Raw genomic sequence first — 22,630 nt, 5'->3', positions numbered from 1 at the left:
TTTCTCCTCGGGAGCTGACATGCGCACGTAATCTCCCGGCGGCGGGTGAGGAAATGCCTCTCCCACACATCCGCGAGGAGTCCACGTGCGCGCTCTTGTCCGCATATCGCCGCGTATGCGAAACCGTGCGATCGGCACCGCCGTTCTGGCCGGAACCCTGGCCCTGGCACCGCTCTCCGCTCCTTCCGGCTCCACCGCCTCGGCCACCTCCAAGGCCTCCGCCTCCGCCGCCCAGAAGTGCGCGGACGACGCCGCCGTGAGCGCCACGGCGCGCGAGGCCCGTCCCTCGGGCACCGAGCACGCCGCGGACCCCAACGAACTCTCCGCGGCCCAGGCCAAGGCCATGGACGCGCAGTTGAAGCAGAGACTCGCGGACCGCCGGGTCAGCGGCTCCTCGCTCGCCGCGGGCGCGACGATCCCGGTGTACTTCCACGTCGTGCACTCCGGGACGACCGGCAAGCTCAGCGCTTCCGCGATCACCAGCCAGATGAACGTCCTCAACGCCGCCTACGGCGGGCAGGGTTCGGGCAACACGAACACCGGCTTCCAGTTCACGCTGGCCGGCACGGACTACACGGACAACAGCTCCTGGTACAACGGCGTCTCCCCCGGCTCCGCCGCCGAGAAGGCCATGAAGTCCTCGCTGCGCAAGGGCGGCGCGAACGCCCTCAACATCTACACCGCCGACCTCGGCGGCGGCCTGCTGGGCTGGGCCACCTTCCCCAGCTCGTACAAGTCCAACCCCTCGGACGACGGCGTGGTCATGCTCGACGCCTCGCTGCCCGGCGGCTCCGCCACCAACTACAACGAGGGCGACACCGCCACCCACGAGGTCGGCCACTGGATGGGGCTCTACCACACCTTCCAGGGCGGCTGCAACGGCAACGGCGACTACGTCGCCGACACCCCGGCCGAGAAGAGCCCCGCGTACGAGTGCCCGACCGGGCGTGACACCTGCACCAACAAGACCGGGGTCGACCCGATCCACAACTTCATGGACTACACGTACGACGCGTGCATGACCCAGTTCACCGCGGGCCAGGTCCAGCGGATGAGCGACAGCTGGACCGCGTACCGGGGCTGATCCACCCGGCAGGCGAAGGGGCCCCGCGCGGTGCGGGGCCCCTTTCCGGCTTCACAGCGTGGCGAGGAAGCCCAGCGCGACCTTCCAGGCCAGCTCGGCCGACGCCTGGTCGAAGTCGGGCAGTTCGGCGTCCGTGAAGAGATGACCCGCGCCCGGATAGCGGTAGACCTCGACGTCGGCGCCGGTCCGCCGCATCTGCAGGTACCAGGAGTTCAGCCAGTCGTGCGTCTCGAAGGGGTCCGGGTCGGCGACATGCAGCTGTACCGGCAGCTCGTCCACGGTCGCGTTCTCGGCGATGTCCGACGTGCCGTGGAACATCAGCAGACCGCGGGCCTTCTCGTCGCCGAGCGCCAGGGTCTGCGCGGTGGAGGCCCCGAACGAGAAACCCGCGTACACCAGGCCCCGGTCGGAGTAGGGCGCGGCGGCCAGCACGGCCCGCCTGAGCAGTTCGTCCTTGCCCACCTCTTCCTTGAAGGCCAGGCCCTCCTCGACGGTTTCGAACGTGCGCCCCTCGAAGAGGTCGGGCACCTGCACCTCGTGCCCGGCGGCGCGAAGCCGGCCGGCCGCCGCGTGCACCGCGGGGCGCAGACCGTACGTCGAGTGGAAAAGCATGATGTTCATGAGTCCCATGGTGCCAGCTACGGTCGGGGGCATGGAGAACCTGCTGCGCCCACTGATCGTCGTCGGCGGCTCGGTCGTGATCACACTGGTGGTCGGCTGGCTGGTCGATCTGCTGCTCAGACGGGCGGACGGCCGGCACCCCGACACCCCGTTGTGGGGGCTGTTGCGGCACTGCCGGATACCGCTCCAGCTGACGCTGGGCACGGCGCTGCTGCTGGGCTCGTACACCCACAGCCGGCTCGAAGCGGTCACCGCCCACCGGACCGGGATCGGCCAGGTCCTGTCGCTGGTGCTGATCGGGGCCTCGGCCTGGCTGGTGGTACGGATCGCGACGGCCGTCGTCGACTCCCTCTACGCGCGATACGCGGCGAGCACCCCCGATCCGGCGCGCGTCCGGAGGGTCCGCACCCAGGTGACGCTGGCCCAGCGGGTGGTCACCGCGATCGTGGCGACGGTCGCCGTCGGCGCGATGCTGCTGACGTTCCCGGGGATGCGCACGTTCGGCACCTCGATGCTGGCCTCGGCCGGGGTGCTCGGCATCGTGGCGGGCGTGGCCGCCCAGTCGACGCTCGGCAATCTCTTCGCGGGGCTGCAGATCGCCTTCGGTGACATGGTGCGCATCGGTGACACGGTGGTGGTGGACGGCGAGTGGGGCACGATCGAGGAGATCACGCTGACCTTCCTCGCGGTACGGACCTGGGACGAGCGGCGGATCACGATGCCGGTCTCGTACTTCACCAGCAAGCCGTTCGAGAACTGGTCGCGCGGCGGCGCGCAGATGACCGGCTCGGTCTTCCTCCACCTGGACCACTCGGCCCCGGTCGAAGCGATGCGCGAGCAACTGCGGGACATCCTGGGCGAGTGCGCCGCGTGGGACGGGCGTGACTGGTCCCTGGCCGTCACCGACACCACGCCGTCGACGATCCTGGTCCGCGCGGTGGTGACGGCGAAGGACGCGAGCGACATCTGGACCGTGCGCTGTGCCGTACGGGAACAGCTCGTCGGCTGGCTGCGCGACCACCACCCGTACGCGCTGCCGAAGGTCGCGACGGCGACCGCGGCGCTGCCGCCGGAGAGCGAGTGGCCGCAGCCGGCCGGTCCCGCGCACGAGAAGCCGTCGGACCGGGACAGGTCCCCGCGCACCGGACGCGGCTGACCGGCCGGGGGCCGGGGCGGCAGGTCACCGCCTCACCGCAGGCTGCGGACGTCCAGCTGTCGCAGCACCCGGTCGACGATCTCCGGGTCCGCCCCGGCCTCGTTGCGGGCCGACAGCACCTCGTGGCGGGCGGCCGACATCATCTCGCGCTGGACGCGGCTGACCGCCTTGAAGCGCTCGGCCCGCTTCGCGTACGCCTCGCGGCGCTCGTCGTCGACCATGTCGGGGCTGATCCGCGCCCCCACGTCGTACGCCAGCCGCTGGAGCCGCTCGGTGACCTCGTCCGGGAACTCCTCGACCTCCTGGATCTCCTTGAGGCGCTGCTTCGCGGCCTTGGCGGCGCGGATCGCGAGGTCCTTCTCCAGCGCCTCCTCGGCGTCGGTGTCCGCCTTGACGTGGAGCTTGCGGACCAGCCACGGCAGGGTGAGCCCCTGGACGACGAGCGTGGCCATGATCACCGCGAAGGCGATGAAGACGATCTCGTCGCGGCCCGGGAACGGCTTCCCGTCGTCCGTCTCCAACGGAATCGCCAGCGCCAGCGCGACCGAGGCCACTCCGCGCATCCCGGCCCACCACATGACGACGGTCTCCCGCCAGCTGGTGGGGATCTCCTCGCTGACGTCGCGCCGGGTGTGCAGCCGCTTGGCCAGCCAGGTGGCGGGCAGCAGATACAGCAGCCGTACGCCGACGACCACCACGACCACGGCGAGTCCCCAGCCCAGCAGCTTGAGTTCGCGCCCGTCCGCCGTGCCGAAGACGTTGTGCAGTTCGAGGCCGATCAGCCCGAAGGCGACCCCGGTGACGAGCGTGTCGACGATCTCCCAGAAGCTGCGGCCGGTGAGCCGGCCGAGGACGTCGTCGGCGTCGGCGGTGTGCTCGGCGAGGAAGAGCGCGGTGGTGAGGACGGCGAGGACGCCCGAGCCCATCAGCTCCTCCGCGAGCACATAGCTCACGAACGGCACCAGCAGGGTGAGGCCGACCTGGAGCGTGGCGTCACCGAGCAGCCCCATGAGCTTGATGGTGAGCCAGCCGAGCACCAGCCCCACCACCACGGCCACCACCGCGGACAGGACCAGCAGCCCGAAGGCCTCCGGCAGCGAGAAGCTCCCGCTCACCGCGGCGGCGATCGCCACGTGGTAGAGCACGATCGCGGTCACGTCGTTGAACAGCCCCTCGCCCTCCAGGATGGAGACGAGCCTGCGCGGCAGCCCGACCGAACCGGCGACGGCGGTCGCCGCGACCGGGTCGGGCGGGGCGACGAGCGCGCCGAGCGCCACGGCCGCGGCGATGGGCAGCCCGGGGACGATCGCGTTGGCGACCGCGGCGACGGCGGCCGTCGTGACGAAGACCAGCGCCACGGCCAGCAGAAAGATCGGTCGTTTATTGGCGGCGAACTGCCGCCAGGAGGTTCGCTGCACGGAGGCGTAGAGCAGCGGCGGCAGCAGCGCCGGAAGGATGATCTCGGGCGGGATGTCCACATTCGGCACGAAGCTGAGGAAGGCCATGCCGACCCCGGCGAGCGTCATCAGCACCGGTGCGGGCAGCCCGAGACGCTCACCCAGCGGCACCGTGACCACAGCCCCGAGCAACAGCAGGAGGAGCAGTGCCATTTGGTCCACGGGACGCCTTCCGGAGCACGGGGCGCCGACCTCCGCGATCGGCGGATCCGGCCGCTGTGATCGGCGGATCTGGGGTCAAAGCCTGTCACGCAGGGCCCGCAATCCAGACAACACCCCTCGATTCTCGCTCCCCCGACCGGCATTCCTCCGATGTATCCAGGGCTTATCTACGGTCGAACCCCTTCCCCTGCCTCCTCGGGGCGGGCAGTATGCGGCGTGCGTGATTCAAGGACAGGAACTCCCACCACGTACATGACTGGCAGGAGAGGCCACGTGACCGCGTTCTCCCGAAGGCATTTCGTCTCCACCGCCGCTGCCGGAACATCCGCGCTCTGGCTGGCCGGCTCCCGTACCGCATGGGCGGCGGCCGGCCCCGTACCGACGGAGCACCGACCCATCGACATCCACGAGAAGACCGTCCGCGACGCCGCCATGACCTGGCGCGCCCTCCCCACCGGCTGGCAGGAGGCCCCGTTCCTCGCCAACGGACACCTCGGCGCCCAGCTGTACGCCGGCACGGCCGCGAACACGCTGAAGCTGATGATCAGTCACAGCCAGGTGCAGGACCAGCGCGGCCAGTGGCGCGGCGGCATCGGCTTCTCCCGCCTCCCCATCGGGTACTTCACCCTGACCCTGGCCGGCGAGATCACCGCCGTCGACTGGACCCTGGACCTGTACGACGCCGAGCTGCGCGGCACCGTCACCACCACCCGGGGCTCGCTGGCCTTCGCCGCCCTGGTCCAGAACGACACCGGCGCACTGCTGGTCTCCACCCGCCCCACCCCCGGCGAGGAGTCCGCGGCCTGGACCTTCCAGTGGCTGCGGGCCGCCACCACCCGTACCAGCGGCAGGCCCGCGGAGTACACGCCCAACCCGGAGCCCCGGACCGGTGACGGCTTCGCCGAGCAACCGCTGCTGGCCGGCGGCGGCTGGACCACCGCCTGGCGCGAACGGCGCGAGGGCACCGGCCGGCTGCTCGCCGCCCACCTCGTGTACCGCTTCCCCGGCCAGGTGTCCGAGGCGACGGCCGAGGCGCTGCGGGCCGTGGACCGCACCCTGGCCGCCGACCCGGACCGGCTGGTGGACCGTCACCGCCGCTGGTGGCACGCGTACCACCGGCGCAGCTTCCTCTCCGTGCCGGACAAGCGGCTGCAGAGCTTCTACCTCATCCAGCTCTACAAGCTCGCCGCGTCGACCCGGGCCGACGGCCCGACGATCTCCGAATGGGGCCCGTGGTTCCCCGAGGTCGGCAACAACTGGACGGCGGTCTGGTGGAACCTCAACGTCCAGATCGGCATGGCCCCCGTCCACGGCTCCAACCACCCCGAACTCGACTCGGTGACGGGTGCGTTCCGCCGCTTCGAGCACAACCTCCCCACCTCGGTCCCGGCCGATTACCGCGACGGCGAGAGCTACGCCCTGGGCCACCCCTCCGACTGGCAGCTGCGCGCGGGCGACACCTATGACGTCGGCGCCCCCGGCTCGTCCCATGTCTCCGACAACTTCGGCAACCTCACCTGGGCCCTGCACAACGTCTGGCAGTCGTACCGGCACTCGATGGACCTGTCGGTGCTGCGCGATGTCGTGCACCCGATCCTCGCGAAGGCCGTCAACTTCTACGCCCGCTTCCTCCAGGAGGGCCCGGACGGCCTGCTGCACCTCCCGGAGACCCGCTCCCCCGAGTATGCGAACGCCGTGGACTGCACCTACGACCTCTCGCTGATCCGCTGGGGAGTGCGCACCCTGATCGCGTCGGCGAAGCTGCTGCGCAACAGCGATCCGCGGCTGAGCCGCTGGCAGGACATCGAGCGGCGCCTGGCCCCGTACGCCGAGCACCCGGCGGCCGGCGTCATGATCGGCAAGGATGTCCCGCTGGCCGGCTCGCACCGGCACCACTCCCACCTGCTGTGGCTGTACCCGCTGCGCGAACGGAACTGGGACCGGGCCGGCGACCGCGAGGTGATGCTGCGCTCCATGGACCACTGGGTCTCCATGCGGGAGCTGTGGCACGGCTACAGCTACGCCACCGCCTCGTCCATGTACGCGGTGATGGACGAGCCGGAGAAGGCCCTCGACTTCCTGACCTTCTTCACCGATCTGAACGTGGTCGCGGACTGCGCGATGACGGTCAACACGATGTACCGGGAGGGCAGGAACCTCGCCCTGGAGAGCCCACTGTCCGCCGCCCAGTCGATGCTCGACATGGTGGTGCAGGGTCACGACGGGGTGGTGAAGGTCTTCCCGTCCGTCTCGGAACGCTGGGCGGACGCCTCGATCGCGTCGCTGCGCACCCAGGGCGCCTTCCTGGTGGACGCGGACCGCTCGGGCGGTGCCACGCGCTGGGTACGGGTGCACAGCGAGGCGGGCGCGCCGCTGACCCTGGACCACTCCGTCAAGGGCCGGATCGAGGTACGGGACGCGCACGGGCGCCCGCTGCACTGGCGGGAGACCGGACCGGGCCGGATCACGCTCGCCCTGCCCCGCGGCGCCACGGCGGTGATCACTCCGCGGGGCGCTCCCCGCCCGCACGCGGTCCCGCGCGACGTGCCGTCGAACGGCACGTGGACCCGGTGGGGGATGCCGGAATGAGGCCGATCGCCCGGCTCCTCAGTCCCGCAGGGTGCGGCGCATCGCCCGGTGGGGGATGCCCGCGTCCGGGAACTCGGGGCCGTACGCCTCGTAGCCGAGGCGTTCGTAGAAGCCGAGCGCGTGGGTCTGGGCGTGCAGGTCGACGGCGGCCAGACCGAGCTCACGGGCCGCGTCCTCGATGGCCCGGACCAGCGCGGCGCCGACCCCGAGGCCGCGTGCCGTCCTGGTCACCGCGAGCCTGCCGAGCGAGCCGACGGCCGGGTCGCCACCGGTCTTCGCGGCGGCGGCCGGGCCGTGCAGCAGCCGCCCGGTGCCGAGTGCCGAGCCGTCCGCCGCGAGCGCGATGACATGCAGGGCGACCGCGTCGTACTCGTCGTACTCGATCTCCTCGGGCACGTCCTGCTCGCCCACGAAGACGTCCTTGCGGACCAGGAAGCAGGCCGCGAGGTCCGTCTCGTCGACAGCGGTACGCGTGGTGTACGGGGCGGGCGCGCCGGTCATTCGCTCTCCGCCGCGATCTTGTCCAGGGCCTGCTGGAGGTCGTCCGGGTAGCTGCTGGTGAACTCCACCCAGCTGCCGTCGGACGGGTGCTCGAAGCCGAGCCGGACCGCGTGGAGCCACTGCCGGGTCAGGCCCAGGCGCTTGGCCATCGTCGGGTCGGCGCCGTAGGTGAGGTCACCGACGCAGGGGTGGCGGTGGGCGGACATGTGCACCCGGATCTGGTGCGTACGGCCCGTCTCCAGCTTGATGTCCAGGAGGCTGGCCGAGCGGTATGCCTCGATGAGGTCGTAGTGCGTCACGGAGGGCTTGCCCTCGGCGGTGACGGCCCACTTGTAGTCGTGGTTGGGGTGGCGCCCGATGGGGGCGTCGATGGTGCCGCTCATCGGGTCCGGGTGGCCCTGCACCAGCGCGTTGTACTTCTTCTCCACGACCCGGTCGCGGAACTGCGCCTTCAGCAGGGTGTAGGCCCGCTCGGACTTGGCGACGACCATCAGGCCGGAGGTGCCGACGTCGAGGCGGTGGACGATGCCCTGGCGCTCGGCGGCGCCGGACGTCGAGATCCGGTACCCGGCCGCGGCCAGACCGCCGATGACGGTCGTGCCGGTCCAGCCGGGGCTGGGGTGGGCGGCGACACCGACCGGCTTCACGATCACGACGATGTCGTCGTCGTCGTGCACGATCTCCATGCCCTCGACGGGCTCGGCGACGATCTGCACCGGAGCGGGAGCCTGCGGCATCTCCACCTCCAGCCAGGCACCGCCCTGGACCCGCTCGGACTTCCCGACCACCGAGCCGTCCACCAGCACCTTCCCGGCGGCCGCCAGCTCGGCGGCCTTGGTGCGGGAGAAACCGAACATCCGGGAAATGGCGGCGTCGACGCGCTCGCCCTCCAGACCGTCGGGTACGGGCAGGGTGCGGACCTCGGGATACGTACTCACCTGTCGAGTATGCCTTGCGCCCGTCAGTCCTTGTGCACGGTGCCGTCGGGGTCCAGGCCCTTGAAGGAAAGGATCACGATCAGGATGCCGCCGCAGACGATCGCGGAGTCGGCCAGGTTGAAGACGGCGAAGTGGGCGGGGGCGATGAAGTCCACCACCGCGCCCTCGAAGACGCCGGGGGCGCGGAAGATGCGGTCGGTGAGGTTGCCGAGCGCACCGCCGAGCAGCAGCCCGAGCGCGATGGCCCACGGCAGGCTGTAGAGCTTGCGCGCGAGCCGGGCGATCACCACGATGACGGTCGCCGCGATGAACGTGAAGATGACGGTGAACGCCTCACCGATACCGAACGCGGCACCCGCGTTACGGATCGCGCTGAGCTGCAGCCAGTCCCCGATGAGCTGGATCGGCTCGTGGTGCTCCAGCTTCGCGACCACGATCATCTTGCTGATCAGGTCGACGAGGTAGGCGAACACGGCCACGACGAAGAGCACCGCGACCTTCCGCCTGCCCCTGGCCGGGGCGCTCTCCCCGCCCCGGTCCTCGACCCGGTCCGCGGTCCCGTCCCCTTCGGACCCCTCAGCATCGGGGATGTCCGGCGTACCGATGATGCGCTCCGCCTCTGCCACGTGAATCCCTCAACCTAGGTTCCTGACTGAGGACGAGGGTACGACACACCGCCGGGGATCAGCCGCGTCGCTCCTGCTTCTGTTTGTCCTCGACACAGAGCGTGGCGCGCGGGAACGCCTGCATCCGCGCCTTGCCGATCGGATTGCCGCAGATCTCGCACAGTCCGTACGTCCCGGCGTCGAGCCGGGCCAGCGCCCGCTCGGTCTGGTCCAGCATCTCCTGGGCGTTGGCGGCGAGCGACATCTCGTGCTCGCGGGTGATGTTCTTGGTGCCCGTGTCCGCCTCGTCGTCACCCGCGCCGTCGCCGGAGTCGCGCATCAGCCCGGCGAGCGCGGCGCTCGCGGCCTCCAGCTCGCTGCGCAGCCGCATGGTCTCGCTGCTCAGCTCGGCCCGCGCGTCGGCGACCTCCTCCGGGGTCCAGGGGTCCTCGCCCGGCCGGACCGCCAGCTCGCCGGGGGCCGTCGTGGCGCCCCCGCGGGCCGTGGGCACGGGCGGCGCGCCCGTGCCGGCCGTGCGGGTCCGGGCCGCGCTCTTCTTGGCTACCACCGTGTGGGCTCCCGTCTTTCCGGCGGCCTCGGCCACCACCTCGGCCGCGTCGGCGGCCTTCTTCGAAGCCTTCTTGGCTGCGCTCTTCTTCGCGGGCGCGTTCCTGGCGGCGGACTTCTTCGCCGCGGTCGCCGCGGTCTTCTTCGCGACGGCCTTCTTCACCGCGGCCCCGGCCGCGACCGCGGTCTCGGCCGCACCGGCCTCCGGGACGGTCTCCATTCCCGCGTCGCCACCCGTCTCTTCGGCCGTCGCGCCCGTGGATCCGGCCGACGCCGTCTTCTCTGCGGCGGTCTTCTTCGCCACCATGGCCGCGGCCCCTTCACATATTGTGATCTTGCACGCGAATCGTGCTGGGACGATAAATCGACCCCAGCGCCGCGGCAACGGGGCACGCCGCCGAATCGCTCCTCCCCGCGTCCGGATCCGGACCTGCCTGCATCCGTTGTGCCCAGCTCACGGCCGGGTAATCCGCCTCCGGGCCGCCCGCCCGGACTCCGTACGCCCGCGTCTGGCCATTCGGGTCACGCCCCGCCCCCCGCGTTAAACCGGTCGGCCGCCCCCCGTACGGGCCCGTACACTGGCCTCAGCGAGAGGCGTGGATGGGACGAGTAGCGTCGTACGCAGCCAGGAGCGACCCGGGGACGGTGGAAGCCCGGGGGCGAGCGCGTCGTGAAGATCACCCGGAGCCGTCGGAAGAAAGCCTTGGACAGTGGGCTCCGCCCACGGGCGCAAGGCGAGTAGAACCGGCATCGCGCCCCAATGAGGGGGCCACGGGCGCACGCCCGGGGTCAAGGAGGGTGGTACCGCGGGAGCCGATGAGGCCCTCGTCCCTCCGACGGAAGTGGAAAACGTCCGCCGGAGGAAGTCCGCCCATGACATCGCCGCAGTACCACCAGGTACCCGCCCAGGTCGACCTGCCCGCGCTGGAGCACGCCGTGCTCGATTTCTGGCGCGACAGCAAGGTCTTCGCCAAGAGCCTCGAACAGTCCGAGGGCCGCCCCGAGTGGGTCTTCTACGAGGGCCCGCCGACCGCCAACGGCATGCCCGGCGCCCACCACATCGAGGCCCGCGTCTTCAAGGACGTCTTCCCCCGCTTCCGGACCATGCAGGGCTACCACGTCGGCCGCAAGGCCGGCTGGGACTGCCACGGACTGCCGGTCGAGCTCGCGGTCGAGAAGGAGCTGGGCTTCAACGGCAAGAAGGACATCGAGGCGTACGGCATCGCCGAGTTCAACGCCAAGTGCCGTGAGTCCGTGACCCGCCACACGGACGCGTTCACCGAGCTCACGACCCGCATGGGCTACTGGGTCGACCTCGACGACGCGTACCGCACGATGGACCCCGGGTACGTCGAGTCGGTGTGGTGGTCGCTGAAGGAGATCTTCAACAAGGGCCTGCTGGTCCAGGACCACCGTGTCGCCCCCTGGTGCCCCCGCTGCGGCACCGGCCTCTCCGACCACGAGCTGGCGCAGGGGTACGAGACGGTCGTCGACCCCTCGGTCTTCGTCCGCTTCCCCCTCACCTCCGGTCCGCTGGCCGGCGAAGCCGCCCTGCTCGTCTGGACGACCACCCCCTGGACCCTGGTCTCCAACACCGCCGTCGCCGCGCACCCCGACGTCACCTACGTCGTCGCGACCAACGGCGAGGAGAAGCTCGTCGTCGCCCAGCCGCTCGTCGAGAAGGCGCTCGGCGAGGGCTGGGAGCCCACCGGCCAGTCCTTCACCGGCCGTGAGATGGAGCGCTGGACCTACGAGCGCCCCTTCGCCCTGGTGGACTTCCCGGCCGAGGCGCACTACGTCGTCAACGCCGAGTACGTGACGACCGAGGACGGTACGGGTCTGGTCCACCAGTCCCCCGCCTTCGGCGCCGACGACCTCCTGGTCTGCAAGGCGTACGGCCTGCCGGTCGTGAACCCGGTCCGCCCCGACGGCACCTTCGAGGAGGACCTGCCGCTGGTCGGCGGGGTCTTCTTCAAGAAGGCCGACGAGGCGCTCACCGAGGACCTGGCCGCCCGCGGCAAGCTGTTCCGGCACGTCCCGTACGAGCACAGCTACCCGCACTGCTGGCGCTGCCACACCGCGCTGCTCTACTACGCGCAGCCGTCCTGGTACATCCGCACGACCGCCATCAAGGACCGGCTGCTCCAGGAGAACGAGAAGACCAACTGGTTCCCGGACTCCGTCAAGAACGGCCGTTTCGGCGACTGGCTGAACAACAACGTCGACTGGGCGCTGTCCCGCAACCGCTACTGGGGCACCCCGCTGCCGATCTGGCGCTGCGAGGACGGCCACCTCACCTGCGTGGGCTCCCGCACCGAGCTCGGCGAGCTCGCCGGCACCGACCTCTCGGGGCTCGACCCGCACCGCCCGTTCATCGACGAGATCACGTTCACCTGCACGCACGAGAACTGCCAGCTGGAGGCGTACCGCGTCCCCGAGGTCATCGACGCCTGGTACGACTCGGGCTCGATGCCGTTCGCGCAGTGGGGCTACCCGTACAAGAACAAGGAGCTGTTCGAGAGCCGCTACCCGGCGCAGTTCATCTCCGAGGCCATCGACCAGACCCGCGGCTGGTTCTACACGCTGATGGCGGTCGGCACCCTGGTCTTCGACAAGTCGTCGTACGAGAACGTGGTCTGCCTGGGCCACATCCTCGCCGAGGACGGCCGCAAGATGTCCAAGCACCTGGGCAACATCCTTCAGCCCATCCCCCTCATGGACCAGCACGGCGCGGACGCGGTGCGCTGGTTCATGGCGGCGGGCGGCTCCCCGTGGGCGGCACGCCGCGTCGGCCACAACACGATCCAGGAGGTCGTCCGCAAGACCCTCCTGACGTACTGGAACACGGTCGCCTTCCAGGCCCTGTACGCCCGTACGTCGAACTGGGCGCCGTCCGCGGCCGACCCGGCCCCGGCGGACCGCACGGTCCTGGACCGCTGGCTGCTGAGCGAGCTGAACGCGCTGGTGGACCAGGTCACGCAGGCCCTGGAGAGTTACGACACCCAGCGCGCCGGCAAGCTGCTGTCCTCCTTCGTCGACGACCTGTCCAACTGGTACGTACGCCGCTCGCGCCGCCGCTTCTGGCAGGGCGACAAGGCGGCGCTGCGCACCCTGCACGAGGTCGTCGAGACGGTGACCCGGCTGATGGCCCCGCTCACCCCGTTCATCACCGAGCGGGTCTGGCAGGACCTGGTCGTCCCGGTCACGCCGGACGCCCCCGAGTCGGTCCACCTCTCCACCTGGCCGAAGGCGGACCTGGCGGCGATCGACCCCGCCCTCTCCACACAGATGGCGCTGGTCCGCCGCCTGGTCGAGCTGGGCCGGGCCACCCGCGCCGAGTCGGGCGTCAAGACCCGCCAGCCGCTGTCCCGCGCCCTGGTCGCGGCGGTCGGCTTCGAGTCGCTCTCCCCCGAACTGCACGCCCAGATCACCGAGGAGCTGAACGTCTCCTCGCTGGCCTCGCTCTCGGAGGTCGGCGGCTCGCTGGTCGACACCACCGCGAAGGCCAACTTCCGGGCGCTCGGCAAGCGGTTCGGCAAGGGCGTCCAGGCGGTGGCCAAGGCGGTCGCGAACGCCGACGCGGCGGCCCTCTCGCTGGCCCTGCGCGAGGGCACGGCGTCGGTCGAGGTGGACGGCGAGACGGTCACCCTCTCCCCCGACGAGGTGATCATCACCGAGACCCCGCGCGAGGGCTGGTCGGTGGCGTCCGACTCGGGCGCGACGGTCGCCCTGGACCTGGAGATCACCCCGGAGCTGCGGCGCGCGGGCCTCGCCCGTGACGCGATCCGCCTCATCCAGGAGGCCCGCAAGAACAGCGGCCTGGACGTCGCCGACCGCATCGCCGTCCGCTGGACATCGGCGGCCCCCGCCACGGTGGAGGCCCTGACCGAGCACGCGACCCTGATCGCGGACGAGGTCCTGGCCCTGGACTACGCCCAGGGCGAGGCGGACCCGACGTACGGCGAACCGTTCGAGGACGAGGGCCTGTCCTTGACGTTCCGCCTCCGCAAGACGGAGCAGTAACCCACGAGAAACGGGAGGGCCCGGCCGGACTCGACGTCCGGCCGGGCCCGGCGTTTTTCAGCCTCTCCGGCGATTGAGGAGCGGGGCCCGGGGCAGAGCCCCGGGTTCGGGAAGGGGCGGGCAGGGGAACAGCCCGCGCAGCGCCCCCCGGAGCGCCCCGCCCCACCGCACCAGCCACCCGCACCCGCACGGCAAAAGGGCCGGGCCCCAGGGAAATCCCCGGGGCCCGGCCCTCAGCCTGCCGACGGCTACGCGCTCAGCGCGCGCACCCGGCTCAGTTGTCGTCCTCGTCGATCAGGAACCCGCGCATCGGCGAAGGAGCCTGCTGCATCGGCTGCGGCGCCTGCGGCCGCACCGGCGCCATCGGCTGGGTCATCGCCGGCGACATCTGCTGCTGGCCGCCGTACGAGGGCCCGCCGCCCATGGACGGGTTGCCGCCCATCGGCTGGTTGCCGTGGTTGCCGCCCATGGTGTGGCCCATGGCACCCGCACCGGCCGGAGCCAGCGAGGGCGACGGCGGCAGCGAAGCGGTCGCCGGGGTCCGCGGCGGAGCCAGCGAGTCGTCCGCCTGGGTCTCCAGCTGCCGCAGCTGGCTCTCCAGGTAGGACTTCAGACGGGTCCGGTACTCACGCTCGAAGCCACGCAGATCCTCGACCTTGCGCTCCAGCGTCGCGCGGGCCGACTCCAGCGAGCCCATCGCCACGCGGTGCTTCTCCTGAGCGTCCCGCTCCAGGGCGTCCGCCTTGGCACGCGCGTCCCGCTCCAGACCCTCGGCGCGGCTGCGCGCCTCGCCGACGATCTTGTTGGCCTCGGAACGGGCCTCCGCGATCGCCTGGTCGGCGGTCTGCTGCGCGAGCGAGAGGACACGGGCGGCGCTGTCGCCACCGGGGCCCTGACCGGGCTGCTGCATCTGCGGCGGCTGCATCTGCTGCATCTGCTGCTGCGGAGCGTGACCGCCCATGGGGCCGCCCATCGGGCCACCCATGGGACCGCCCTGCATCGGGCCGGGGCCGTGCGGGCCCTGCGGACCGGGGCCGTGCTGGCCCTGGGGACCAGGACCGTGGCCACTGGGACCGGCGGGCAGCTGCGGAGCACCACCGGGCAGCTGGGGGGGACCCATCTGCGGGGGCTGCTGCTGGACCGGCGGACCCGATATGGCGGCGGGCACAGGCGCCCCGGGCCGGTCCTGCGGCTCCGGCTTGCGCATGCCCTGCTGCTGGTTCTGCGCGGCGGCACGCGTGGCGGCGGCCAGCTTCGCGCGCAGGTCCTCGTTCTCACGGAGCAGGCGGGTCAGCTCGGACTCGACCTCGTCGAGGAAGGCATCGACCTCGTCCTCGTCATAGCCTTCTCGGAGGCGGACGGTCGTGAACTGCTTGTTCCGCACGTCCTCAGGAGTCAGCGGCATCTCTTCTTCACCTCTACGTAGTCGTCGGCAGTCGGCAAGACCGTATCGCTCACAGCCTGATCACGACGTTGATCAGGATGTAGACGATGATCATCAGAACGAAGAAGGACAGGTCGAGTGCCACGCTCCCGAGACGCAGCGGCGGGATGAACCGCCGCAGAAGCTTGAGCGGTGGATCGGTGACAGTGTAGGTGGCCTCAAGTATGACCACCATCGGCTTGCCGGGCTGCCATGAACGCGCGAACTGGAAGACGTAGTCCATGACCAACCGGAAGATCAGCACGATGAGGAAACACATCAGCGCGATATAGACAACCTGCAGTGCGACGCCCATTTCGCGCTTCCCTCTCCCCTGGCTCTCGTAGCTCCGGCCTCGCGGCCGGGTTGTTCCCGGTGTCGTGTTCTCAGCTCTGGTTGAAGAATCCGCCCTCAGCGATACGGGCCTTGTCCTCCGCCGTGACATCGACGTTAGCAGGCGACAACAGGAACACCTTCTGCGTCACGCGCTCAATGCTGCCATGGAGGCCGAAGACGAGTCCTGCAGCAAAGTCGACAAGTCGCTTTGCGTCCGTATCGTCCATCTCCGTGAGATTCATGATCACCGGAGTGCCCTCACGGAAGTGTTCCCCGATGGTACGGGCCTCGTTGTAGGTCCTGGGGTGCAGCGTGGTGATGCGGTAGGGCTCCCGCTCGGACACGACCTTGGGCATGATCACCGGTGCGTTCTTCTCCATGTTCGGTCGTTCAGGTGTGATGGATGCCACGGGCGCGATCCGGGCGGGTCGCTCTCGCTCCGCAGGGATCTGAACCGGCTCCCGCTGCGCGGGAGGCTGCACCGCTCGTACCGGTTCGTCCCGTTCCCGGTCCCGCTCCACCTGATGCGCGGGCTGGTGCCGCCGCCGGTCACGCTCGGGCTCCGGCTCGGGTTCGAATTCGTCGTCGGGGTCGAACCCCGGACCGTCGTACCCATCGTCCTCCACGAGGCCGAGGTAGACCGCCATCTTGCGCATCGCGCCGGCCATGCTCTGAGTCCTCCGCTCTGTGGTGGATCGGCATCTGTCACCAAGTGCCCCGCGATCCACTGAGGCCTGCCCGCCATAGGCGGGAATGACCATATTTTCTGCTGTGGTCCGACCTGCTTGGCGACGTTACCCGAGCCCGGGTCGGACTCCGAGTACCGCCGTACCGACGCGCACATGTGTCGCTCCGGCCGCGACCGCGTCCTCGAGGTCCGCGCTCATCCCTGCAGAGACCATGTTCGCAGCAGGATGGTTCCCGCGCAGGCGGGATGAGAATTCCATCAGCCGGTCGAAGGCGGCCCGTTGGCGTCCCGCGTACGGTCCGGCGAGCGGCGCGACAGTCATCAGACCGCCGAGCCGCAGCCCCGGCGCGGATTCGACCGCGGCGGCCAACTCCTCGATCCCGTCAGGTGCGACGCCGCCCCGGTCGCCCCGCTCGCCGCTCTCCGCGTCGAGCGCCACCTGGATGAGACAGCCGAGTTCGCGTCCTTCGCGCTCGGCGGCCGCCGAGAGAGCCGTGACCAGTCTGGCCCGGTCCACCGACTGCACGACATCGGCATAACTCGCCACAGAACGAACCTTATTCGTCTGCAATTGACCTACAAAGTGCCACGTGAGCGACAGATCCGCACATTCGGCTGCTTTGGGTGCGGCGTCCTGGTCACGATTCTCCGCGACATGACGTACACCCAGTTCGTGCAGAATCCGCACATCGCTCGCGGGGTAGGTCTTGGTGACCACGATGAGGGTCACCTCTTCCCGCTCGCGACCGGCGGCGGAACAGGCGGAAACAATGCGTTCCTCCACCCGCGCCAGATTTTCGGCGAGTTGAGCCTTACGGTCCGTCATGCCCTATCAGTCCAACCAGACATATCCGGCGAGCCGCCCGGTGGTGCGGTCGCGGCGGTACGAGAAGTGATCGCCCGATTCGAGGGTGCAGACCGGCGAGGCCTGCCGGTCCTCGATGCCGAGTGCTTCGAGCTGGGCATGGACCCCGGCGGTGACGTCCACGGCCGGAGTGCCCCAGCTGGTCTCGGACCAGGCGGCCGGGACGCTCTTCGCGACCTCGGCGCGCATCTCGGCCGGGACTTCGTAGCACCGGCCGCAGACCGCGGGTCCGGTGCGGGCGACGATCCGGGAGGGGTCGGCGCCGAGCCCGGTCATGGCCTCGATCACGGCGGGGACGACCCCGGCGACCAGGCCGGGACGGCCCGCGTGCGCCGCGGCCGCGATCCCGGTGACCGGGTCGGCGAGCAGTACGGGGGTGCAGTCGGCGGTGAGCACCGCGAGCGGGAGCCCGCGCCGGGCGGTCACCACCGCGTCCACCGCGGGGATCTGCGAAGCGTCCCCCCACGGTCCCTCGACGACCGCGACGTCCCGCCCGTGCACCTGGTTCATCCACACGACCCGCGCCGGGTCCAGACCGAGGGCCCGGGCGGCGCGTTCGCGATTGGCCAGAACGGCGGCGGGGTCGTCTCCGACCGCGCCGCCGAGGTTGAGCTCCTCGTACGGAGCGGCGCTCACTCCGCCCCACCGGTCGGTGAAGGCGAAGTGCGCGCCGCCCGTCGAGGACAGTGCGTGGTGCTGAGCTATCACTTCAAGAAGTCCGGGACATCCAGCTCTTCGGCCTGCGAGTCCTGGTACGCGGGACGGGCCGGCGGGACGTGCGGCGGCGCGACCGGCGGCAGGTGGCTCTCGCTCACCACCGGTACGGGCTCCGCCTGGACCGGCGACTCCTCCCGGATGGGCACGGAGCCGAGTCCACCGGTCTGACGCACCGGCTCCGGGGTCCGGACCGGCGCGGCGGGCTCGTCACGCTTGGCCGAGTTGGCGCCCAGCACGTTCTCGCGGCGGGCCGGCGGCTGTCCGCCGTCGAAGCCCGCGGCGATCACGGTGACCCGCACCTCGTCGCCCAGCGCGTCGTCGATGACCGCGCCGAAGATGATGTTCGCCTCGGGGTGCGCCGCCTCGCTCACCAGCTGGGCGGCCTCGTTGATCTCGAAGAGACCGAGGTCGCTGCCGCCGGAGATGGAGAGCAGGACACCGCGGGCGCCGTCGATGGACGCCTCCAGGAGCGGCGAGGAGATCGCCATCTCCGCGGCGGCCACCGCGCGATCGTCGCCACGGGCCGAGCCGATGCCCATGAGTGCCGATCCGGCCTCGGACATGACCGACTTGACGTCGGCGAAGTCGAGGTTGATCAGACCGGGCGTGGTGATCAGGTCGGTGATGCCCTGGACACCGGACAGCAGGACCTGGTCGGCCGACTTGAACGCGTCGAGCACGCTGACCTGGCGGTCCGAGATGGACAGCAGCCGGTCGTTGGGAATGACGATGAGGGTGTCGACCTCTTCGCGGAGTTCGGCGATGCCGTCCTCCGCCTGGTTCGCGCGTCGCCGGCCCTCGAAGGTGAACGGGCGGGTGACCACGCCGATCGTCAGGGCGCCGAGCGAGCGCGCGATGTTGGCGACGACGGGTGCGCCGCCGGTGCCGGTGCCGCCGCCTTCTCCGGCGGTGACGAAGACCATGTCGGCCCCCTTGAGGACCTCCTCGATCTCCTCACGGTGGTCCTCTGCCGCCTTGCGACCGACTGCCGGGTTGGCGCCGGCGCCAAGGCCGCGGGTGAGTTCGCGGCCGACGTCGAGCTTGACGTCGGCGTCGCTCATCAACAGGGCTTGCGCATCAGTGTTGATCGCGATGAACTCGACGCCCTTGAGACCGACCTCGATCATTCGGTTGATGGCATTGACACCACCGCCGCCGACACCGATGACCTTGATGACTGCGAGGTAGTTCTGCGGTGCTGCCACGTCGAAGGCCTCTCGCCTCGAGTTACGTGTCGTCGCTTCGCGGTAGTACCGCCGCGACGACGGATGCCGATTGGGACGGTCCGAAACGCCGACCCAAACCCTAACGCTGAAGTTTAGGGTTACCAGTGTGTCTGTTTCATGGACTCTTCCGAACAGGACACTAAGTCGACAAGTGGCGCACGTTCAACGAACACGCCGAACCTCCCGTTTTTCTTTTCACCCTATGTGATCACCCGTAGCGCTGACCAACCAGGGTGCTGGCCAGGCCAAATGTGCGTCAACTACCCGACACGGAAGGGGCGGTGGGCGCACTCACGTCGAAGTGTCCCGCTTTGGGAGCGGCTTTCATGAGAGCGGTGAGAACTCTCGCCTTCACCGGACCCGCTTCACCGCTGCCCCAGATCACCGTTCGCCCCCGGGTGAGCCGCAGGGAGATCGAGTCGTACGAGGTGACCCGCACGACCTCGGTGTCCTTGGCGACGCCGCCCGGGAGTTCGCCCGCGACCCGGACCGCTTCCCGCACCAACCGGTCACTGCCGAAACGACGCAGACTCGCGGACTGATCAGGTTTCAGTTCCAGCAGAGGTACGCGTCCGGGCGATTTGTCCACTGTTGCGAAATGCACGCCTTTCGCGTCCACTTCAATGAACTTCATGCCCTTTTTGACCAACAGGACCGGCTGTCGTTCGGTCACCTTAAGTCCGATTCCGTGCGGCCATGACCGTACGACATCCACGGAGTCGATACGAGGCAACTTCTGGCGCAATCGATCGGCGATGGCGTCGGTGTCGACGGAGATCAGCGGGGCACCGATCGGGACCGCCGCGACGGCCTCCACCTCGGCCGGCGTCAGTACGTCGACACCGGTGGTCCTGACCTGTTCGGCCCGGAGCCAGGAGGAGCCGTAGAGCGCCCAGACGGCGCCGGAGGCGAGCAGCAGCACGAGCACGCCGATCACGATCAGCGTTCTGCGGCTGGGCAGTCGGCGCCCTTCGGGGCGCGGACGCGGCGGGCGGGCCGGGGAGTCCTCCTGCTGCGCTGCTCCGCGCTGGGCGGTCGTCGGTCCGGCCACGCTCGCTCCTTATGCCGGGTCCGGGGGCGCCGCCCCCGGACCCGTCCGCCTCACGCGCCTCGGCGTGCGGCAATCGCCTCGTACACCATGCCGACGAGCAGGTCGTCGGCGTCCCGGCGGCCGAACTCGGCGGCGGCGCGGGACATCTCGTACAGCCGGTGCGGATCCGCGAGCACCGGGAGGACGTTGCCCTGCACCCACTCGGGGGTGAGCGCCGCGTCGTCCACCAGCAGACCGCCGCCGGCGTTGACCACCGGCTGGGCGTTGAGCCGCTGTTCGCCGTTGCCGATGGGCAACGGGACGTAGGCGGCGGGGAGCCCGACGGCGGAGAGTTCGGCGACGGTCATCGCGCCGGCCCGGCAGAGCATCATGTCGGCCGCGGCGTACGCGAGATCCATCCGGTCCACGTACGGTACCGGGATGTAGGGCGGCATCCCGGGCATGTTGTCCACGCGCGGCAATTCGTTCTTCGGTCCGACCACGTGCAGGATCTGGATGCCGGAGCGCTGCAGCAGCGGGGCGACCCGCTGGACGACCTCGTTGAGGTGGCGGGCGCCCTGCGAGCCGCCGGAGACCAGCAGCGTCGGCAGGTTGGGGTCGAGGCCGAACGCGGCACGCGCCTCGGGGCGGACCCGGGCCCGGTCCAGGGTGGCGATGGTGCGGCGCAGCGGGATGCCGATGTAGCGGGCACCGCGCAGCTTGCTGTCGGGGGTGGAGACGGCGACGCCGTGGGCGTACCGCGAACCGATCTTGTTGGCCAGGCCGGGACGGGCGTTGGCCTCGTGGACGACGATCGGCACCCCGGCCCGCTTGGCGGCGAGGTAGCCGGGCAGGGCGACGTAGCCGCCGAAGCCGACGACGCAGTCCGCCTTGGTGCGTTCCAGGACCTGCTCGGCGGCCTTGATGGTGCCGCGCAGCCGTCCCGGGACGGTGATCAGTTCCGGGGTGGGCTTGCGCGGCAGCGGCACGGCCGGGATCAGGGCGAGTTCGTACCCCCGCTCGGGTACGAGCCTGGTCTCGAGTCCGCGCTCCGTGCCGAGGGCAGTGATTCCCACGGTCGGGTCCTGCCTGCGCAGGGCGTCCGCGAGGGCAAGCGCGGGCTCGATGTGGCCGGCGGTCCCCCCGCCGGCGAGTACGACATGCACCGAAATTCACCGCTCTCCGGACGGACGCTTCTTGACGCGCCGTCTCATCGTCTTCCATCTCACCCCGGGCCTCCGCATGGCCAGGGCCGCCTTCGCTGCGGGATCCTCTCGCGCGAACGCGATCAGCAGCCCGACGGCGAACATGGTCGGCAGCAGGGCCGATCCTCCGTAGGAGAACAGCGGGAGCGGGACTCCGGCGATCGGCAGCAGGCCGAGCACCGCACCGATGTTGATCACGGCCTGCACCGTGATCCAGGTGGTCACACCTCCCGCGGCGTACCTCACGAAGGGGTCCTCCGTGCGTCCGGCCACGCGGATACCCGCATAGCCTAGAGCCGCGAAGAGGGCGAGTACCGACAGCGTCCCCGCCAACCCCAGTTCCTCCCCGGTGATGGCGAAGATGAAGTCGGTGTGCGGTTCAGGTAGTTGGCCCCATTTTTCCACACTCGCACCAAGCCCGGAACCGAACCATCCGCCGGAGGCCAGAGCATAGATGCCGTGCACCGCCTGCCAGCAGGAATCCCCCGGTCCGGGCTCGCTGGCGCCGATGCAGGCGAGCCTGGACATCCGGTTCGGACTGGTCTTGATCAGCACGAAGGCGATCAGCGCGGCGAAGCCGAGCACCCCGGCGAAGAGCCGGGTGGGCGCCCCGGCCAGCCAGAGCAGTCCGAACAGGATCGCGGTGAGAATGATCGCAGTTCCCATGTCGCCGCCGAGCATGATCAGCCCGAGGAGCATGAAGGCGACCGGGACGAGCGGGACGAGCAGGTGCTTCCACTGGGTCAGCAGCCGTTTGTCCTGTTTTCGGGCGAGCAGGTCCGCGCCCCACAGGACCAGGGCCAGCTTGCCGAACTCACTGGGCTGGAGCTGGAAGGGGCCGCCCAGGTAGAGCCAGTTCTGGTTGCCGTTGACCGACATCCCTATCCCCGGCACCTGGACCAGCACCATCAGGAAGACGGTGCCCATGAGCAGCGGGTAGGCGAACGCCCGGTGCAGTTTGGCGGGCATCCGGGCGGCGAGCGCCATCAGTCCGGCGCCGATGACGGCGGCCAGGAACTGTTTGCGGAAGAAGTAGGTGCCGGGTTTGTCGAGTTCCAGCGCCTTGATCATCGACGCGGAGTAGACCATCACCAGGCCGAGCACGGTGATCAGCAGGCCGGCGCCCAGGATCAGGTAGTACGCGGTCAGCGGGCGGTCCCAGGCCCGGCGCATCCGCTCGTACGTCCCCCGCACGCCGCCGCGGGGGGAACGGGGCGCCCGGGAACCGCCGGTGCGCCCCTTGGAGCGGGGTGCCGAGGGGCGCCGGGAGCCGACGGCCGACCGGACCCTGAGGGCGGGGCCGAACGACGCCGTGGCGCCCGCACCCGCTCCCGCGAGCAGGGGTGGGGCGAGTGCCCGGCTGATCGCCGCGGTGGCCCGTGAGCGGGCCCCACGGGGCCCGGCAGAGCTCTCTTCGGCCGGCATCGTCGCTGTCCC

At 70.3% G+C, this 22,630-nt stretch carries 19 protein-coding genes; 4 read left to right on the top strand and 15 right to left on the bottom strand.

What is annotated here, in order from left to right; all coding sequences use genetic code 11:
* Window positions 1–115: 115 nt before the first annotated feature.
* Window positions 116–1,084, top strand: a complete 969-nt coding sequence (locus ACFYY1_RS04540; protein WP_388580687.1) for a zinc metalloprotease — start codon at window positions 116–118, stop codon at window positions 1,082–1,084.
* A gap of 51 nt (window positions 1,085–1,135) precedes the next feature.
* Here the strand turns inward: ACFYY1_RS04540 and ACFYY1_RS04535 are convergent, their stop codons facing one another.
* Complete coding sequence (locus tag ACFYY1_RS04535; protein ID WP_388580684.1) at window positions 1,136–1,714, bottom strand: dienelactone hydrolase family protein; 579 nt, start codon at window positions 1,712–1,714, stop codon at window positions 1,136–1,138.
* Between the two features lie 22 nt (window positions 1,715–1,736).
* On the opposite strand from ACFYY1_RS04535, the gene ACFYY1_RS04530 reads away from it, so the two are divergent.
* Window positions 1,737–2,861 (top strand): mechanosensitive ion channel family protein, encoded by a 1,125-nt coding sequence (locus ACFYY1_RS04530; RefSeq protein ID WP_388580681.1) that lies wholly within the window; start codon window positions 1,737–1,739, stop codon window positions 2,859–2,861.
* Window positions 2,862–2,893: 32 nt separating this feature from the next.
* Here ACFYY1_RS04530 and ACFYY1_RS04525 read toward each other — a convergent pair whose 3' ends face one another.
* On the bottom strand, window positions 2,894–4,480 hold the full coding sequence (locus ACFYY1_RS04525) for a Na+/H+ antiporter (RefSeq protein WP_388580678.1): 1,587 nt from the start codon (window positions 4,478–4,480) through the stop codon (window positions 2,894–2,896).
* 273 nt (window positions 4,481–4,753) lie between these two features.
* Between ACFYY1_RS04525 and ACFYY1_RS04520 the strand changes: the two genes are divergently transcribed.
* The gene (locus ACFYY1_RS04520; RefSeq protein ID WP_388580675.1) at window positions 4,754–7,069 is read left to right on the top strand and encodes a hypothetical protein; all 2,316 of its coding nucleotides are present in this window, start codon (window positions 4,754–4,756) and stop codon (window positions 7,067–7,069) included.
* 18 nt (window positions 7,070–7,087) lie between these two features.
* On the opposite strand, the gene ACFYY1_RS04515 is transcribed toward ACFYY1_RS04520, so the two are convergent.
* The 4 genes from ACFYY1_RS04515 to ACFYY1_RS04500 are packed head-to-tail and all read right to left on the bottom strand — an operon-like array spanning window position 7,088 to window position 9,987.
* On the bottom strand, window positions 7,088–7,570 hold the full coding sequence (locus ACFYY1_RS04515) for a GNAT family N-acetyltransferase (protein WP_388580672.1): 483 nt from the start codon (window positions 7,568–7,570) through the stop codon (window positions 7,088–7,090).
* Window positions 7,567–8,508, bottom strand: coding sequence for an RluA family pseudouridine synthase (locus ACFYY1_RS04510; RefSeq protein WP_388580669.1), 942 nt, complete (start codon window positions 8,506–8,508; stop codon window positions 7,567–7,569). Before ACFYY1_RS04510 ends, ACFYY1_RS04515 begins: the two co-directional genes overlap by 4 nt.
* Before the next feature lie 23 nt (window positions 8,509–8,531).
* The gene (gene lspA / locus ACFYY1_RS04505) at window positions 8,532–9,134 is read right to left on the bottom strand and encodes a signal peptidase II (RefSeq protein WP_388580667.1); all 603 of its coding nucleotides are present in this window, start codon (window positions 9,132–9,134) and stop codon (window positions 8,532–8,534) included.
* Between the two features lie 58 nt (window positions 9,135–9,192).
* A complete protein-coding gene (locus ACFYY1_RS04500; RefSeq protein ID WP_388580665.1) occupies window positions 9,193–9,987 on the bottom strand; it encodes a TraR/DksA family transcriptional regulator in 795 nt (264 codons plus the stop codon).
* Window positions 9,988–10,553: 566 nt separating this feature from the next.
* On the opposite strand from ACFYY1_RS04500, the gene ileS reads away from it, so the two are divergent.
* Window positions 10,554–13,703 carry an isoleucine--tRNA ligase gene (gene ileS, locus ACFYY1_RS04495; protein WP_388580662.1) on the top strand — a complete coding sequence of 1,050 codons (3,150 nt, stop codon included), beginning with the start codon at window positions 10,554–10,556 and terminating at the stop codon, window positions 13,701–13,703.
* Between the two features lie 274 nt (window positions 13,704–13,977).
* Here the strand turns inward: ileS and ACFYY1_RS04490 are convergent, their stop codons facing one another.
* From ACFYY1_RS04490 to ftsW, 9 genes are all read right to left on the bottom strand, one after another.
* Complete coding sequence (locus ACFYY1_RS04490; RefSeq protein ID WP_351257586.1) at window positions 13,978–15,108, bottom strand: DivIVA domain-containing protein; 1,131 nt, start codon at window positions 15,106–15,108, stop codon at window positions 13,978–13,980.
* A 49-nt stretch (window positions 15,109–15,157) separates the two neighbouring features.
* The gene (locus ACFYY1_RS04485; RefSeq protein ID WP_266736718.1) at window positions 15,158–15,442 is read right to left on the bottom strand and encodes a YggT family protein; all 285 of its coding nucleotides are present in this window, start codon (window positions 15,440–15,442) and stop codon (window positions 15,158–15,160) included.
* A gap of 70 nt (window positions 15,443–15,512) precedes the next feature.
* A complete protein-coding gene (locus ACFYY1_RS04480) occupies window positions 15,513–16,130 on the bottom strand; it encodes a cell division protein SepF (RefSeq protein ID WP_018104459.1) in 618 nt (205 codons plus the stop codon).
* Window positions 16,131–16,256: 126 nt separating this feature from the next.
* On the bottom strand, window positions 16,257–16,976 hold the full coding sequence (locus ACFYY1_RS04475) for a YggS family pyridoxal phosphate-dependent enzyme (protein WP_358941766.1): 720 nt from the start codon (window positions 16,974–16,976) through the stop codon (window positions 16,257–16,259).
* A 6-nt stretch (window positions 16,977–16,982) separates the two neighbouring features.
* Window positions 16,983–17,723 carry a peptidoglycan editing factor PgeF gene (pgeF, locus tag ACFYY1_RS04470; RefSeq protein ID WP_388580657.1) on the bottom strand — a complete coding sequence of 247 codons (741 nt, stop codon included), beginning with the start codon at window positions 17,721–17,723 and terminating at the stop codon, window positions 16,983–16,985.
* On the bottom strand, window positions 17,720–18,937 hold the full coding sequence (ftsZ, locus tag ACFYY1_RS04465) for a cell division protein FtsZ (RefSeq protein WP_388580654.1): 1,218 nt from the start codon (window positions 18,935–18,937) through the stop codon (window positions 17,720–17,722). The genes pgeF and ftsZ overlap by 4 nt, the downstream gene beginning before the upstream one ends.
* A 277-nt stretch (window positions 18,938–19,214) precedes the next feature.
* On the bottom strand, window positions 19,215–20,009 hold the full coding sequence (locus ACFYY1_RS04460) for a cell division protein FtsQ/DivIB (RefSeq protein WP_388580651.1): 795 nt from the start codon (window positions 20,007–20,009) through the stop codon (window positions 19,215–19,217).
* 50 nt (window positions 20,010–20,059) lie between these two features.
* The gene (gene murG, locus ACFYY1_RS04455) at window positions 20,060–21,154 is read right to left on the bottom strand and encodes an undecaprenyldiphospho-muramoylpentapeptide beta-N-acetylglucosaminyltransferase (RefSeq protein WP_326765088.1); all 1,095 of its coding nucleotides are present in this window, start codon (window positions 21,152–21,154) and stop codon (window positions 20,060–20,062) included.
* Between the two features lie 6 nt (window positions 21,155–21,160).
* On the bottom strand, window positions 21,161–22,618 hold the full coding sequence (gene ftsW, locus ACFYY1_RS04450; RefSeq protein ID WP_388580648.1) for a putative lipid II flippase FtsW: 1,458 nt from the start codon (window positions 22,616–22,618) through the stop codon (window positions 21,161–21,163).
* Between the last annotated feature and the right edge of the window lie 12 nt (window positions 22,619–22,630).

The organism is Streptomyces sp. NPDC001890 (assembly GCF_042891445.1).
Classification (GTDB): Bacteria; Actinomycetota; Actinomycetes; order Streptomycetales; family Streptomycetaceae; genus Streptomyces.
Note: the sequence above shows the minus strand (reverse complement) of the source record. Positions and strands in the feature narration are given on the sequence as shown.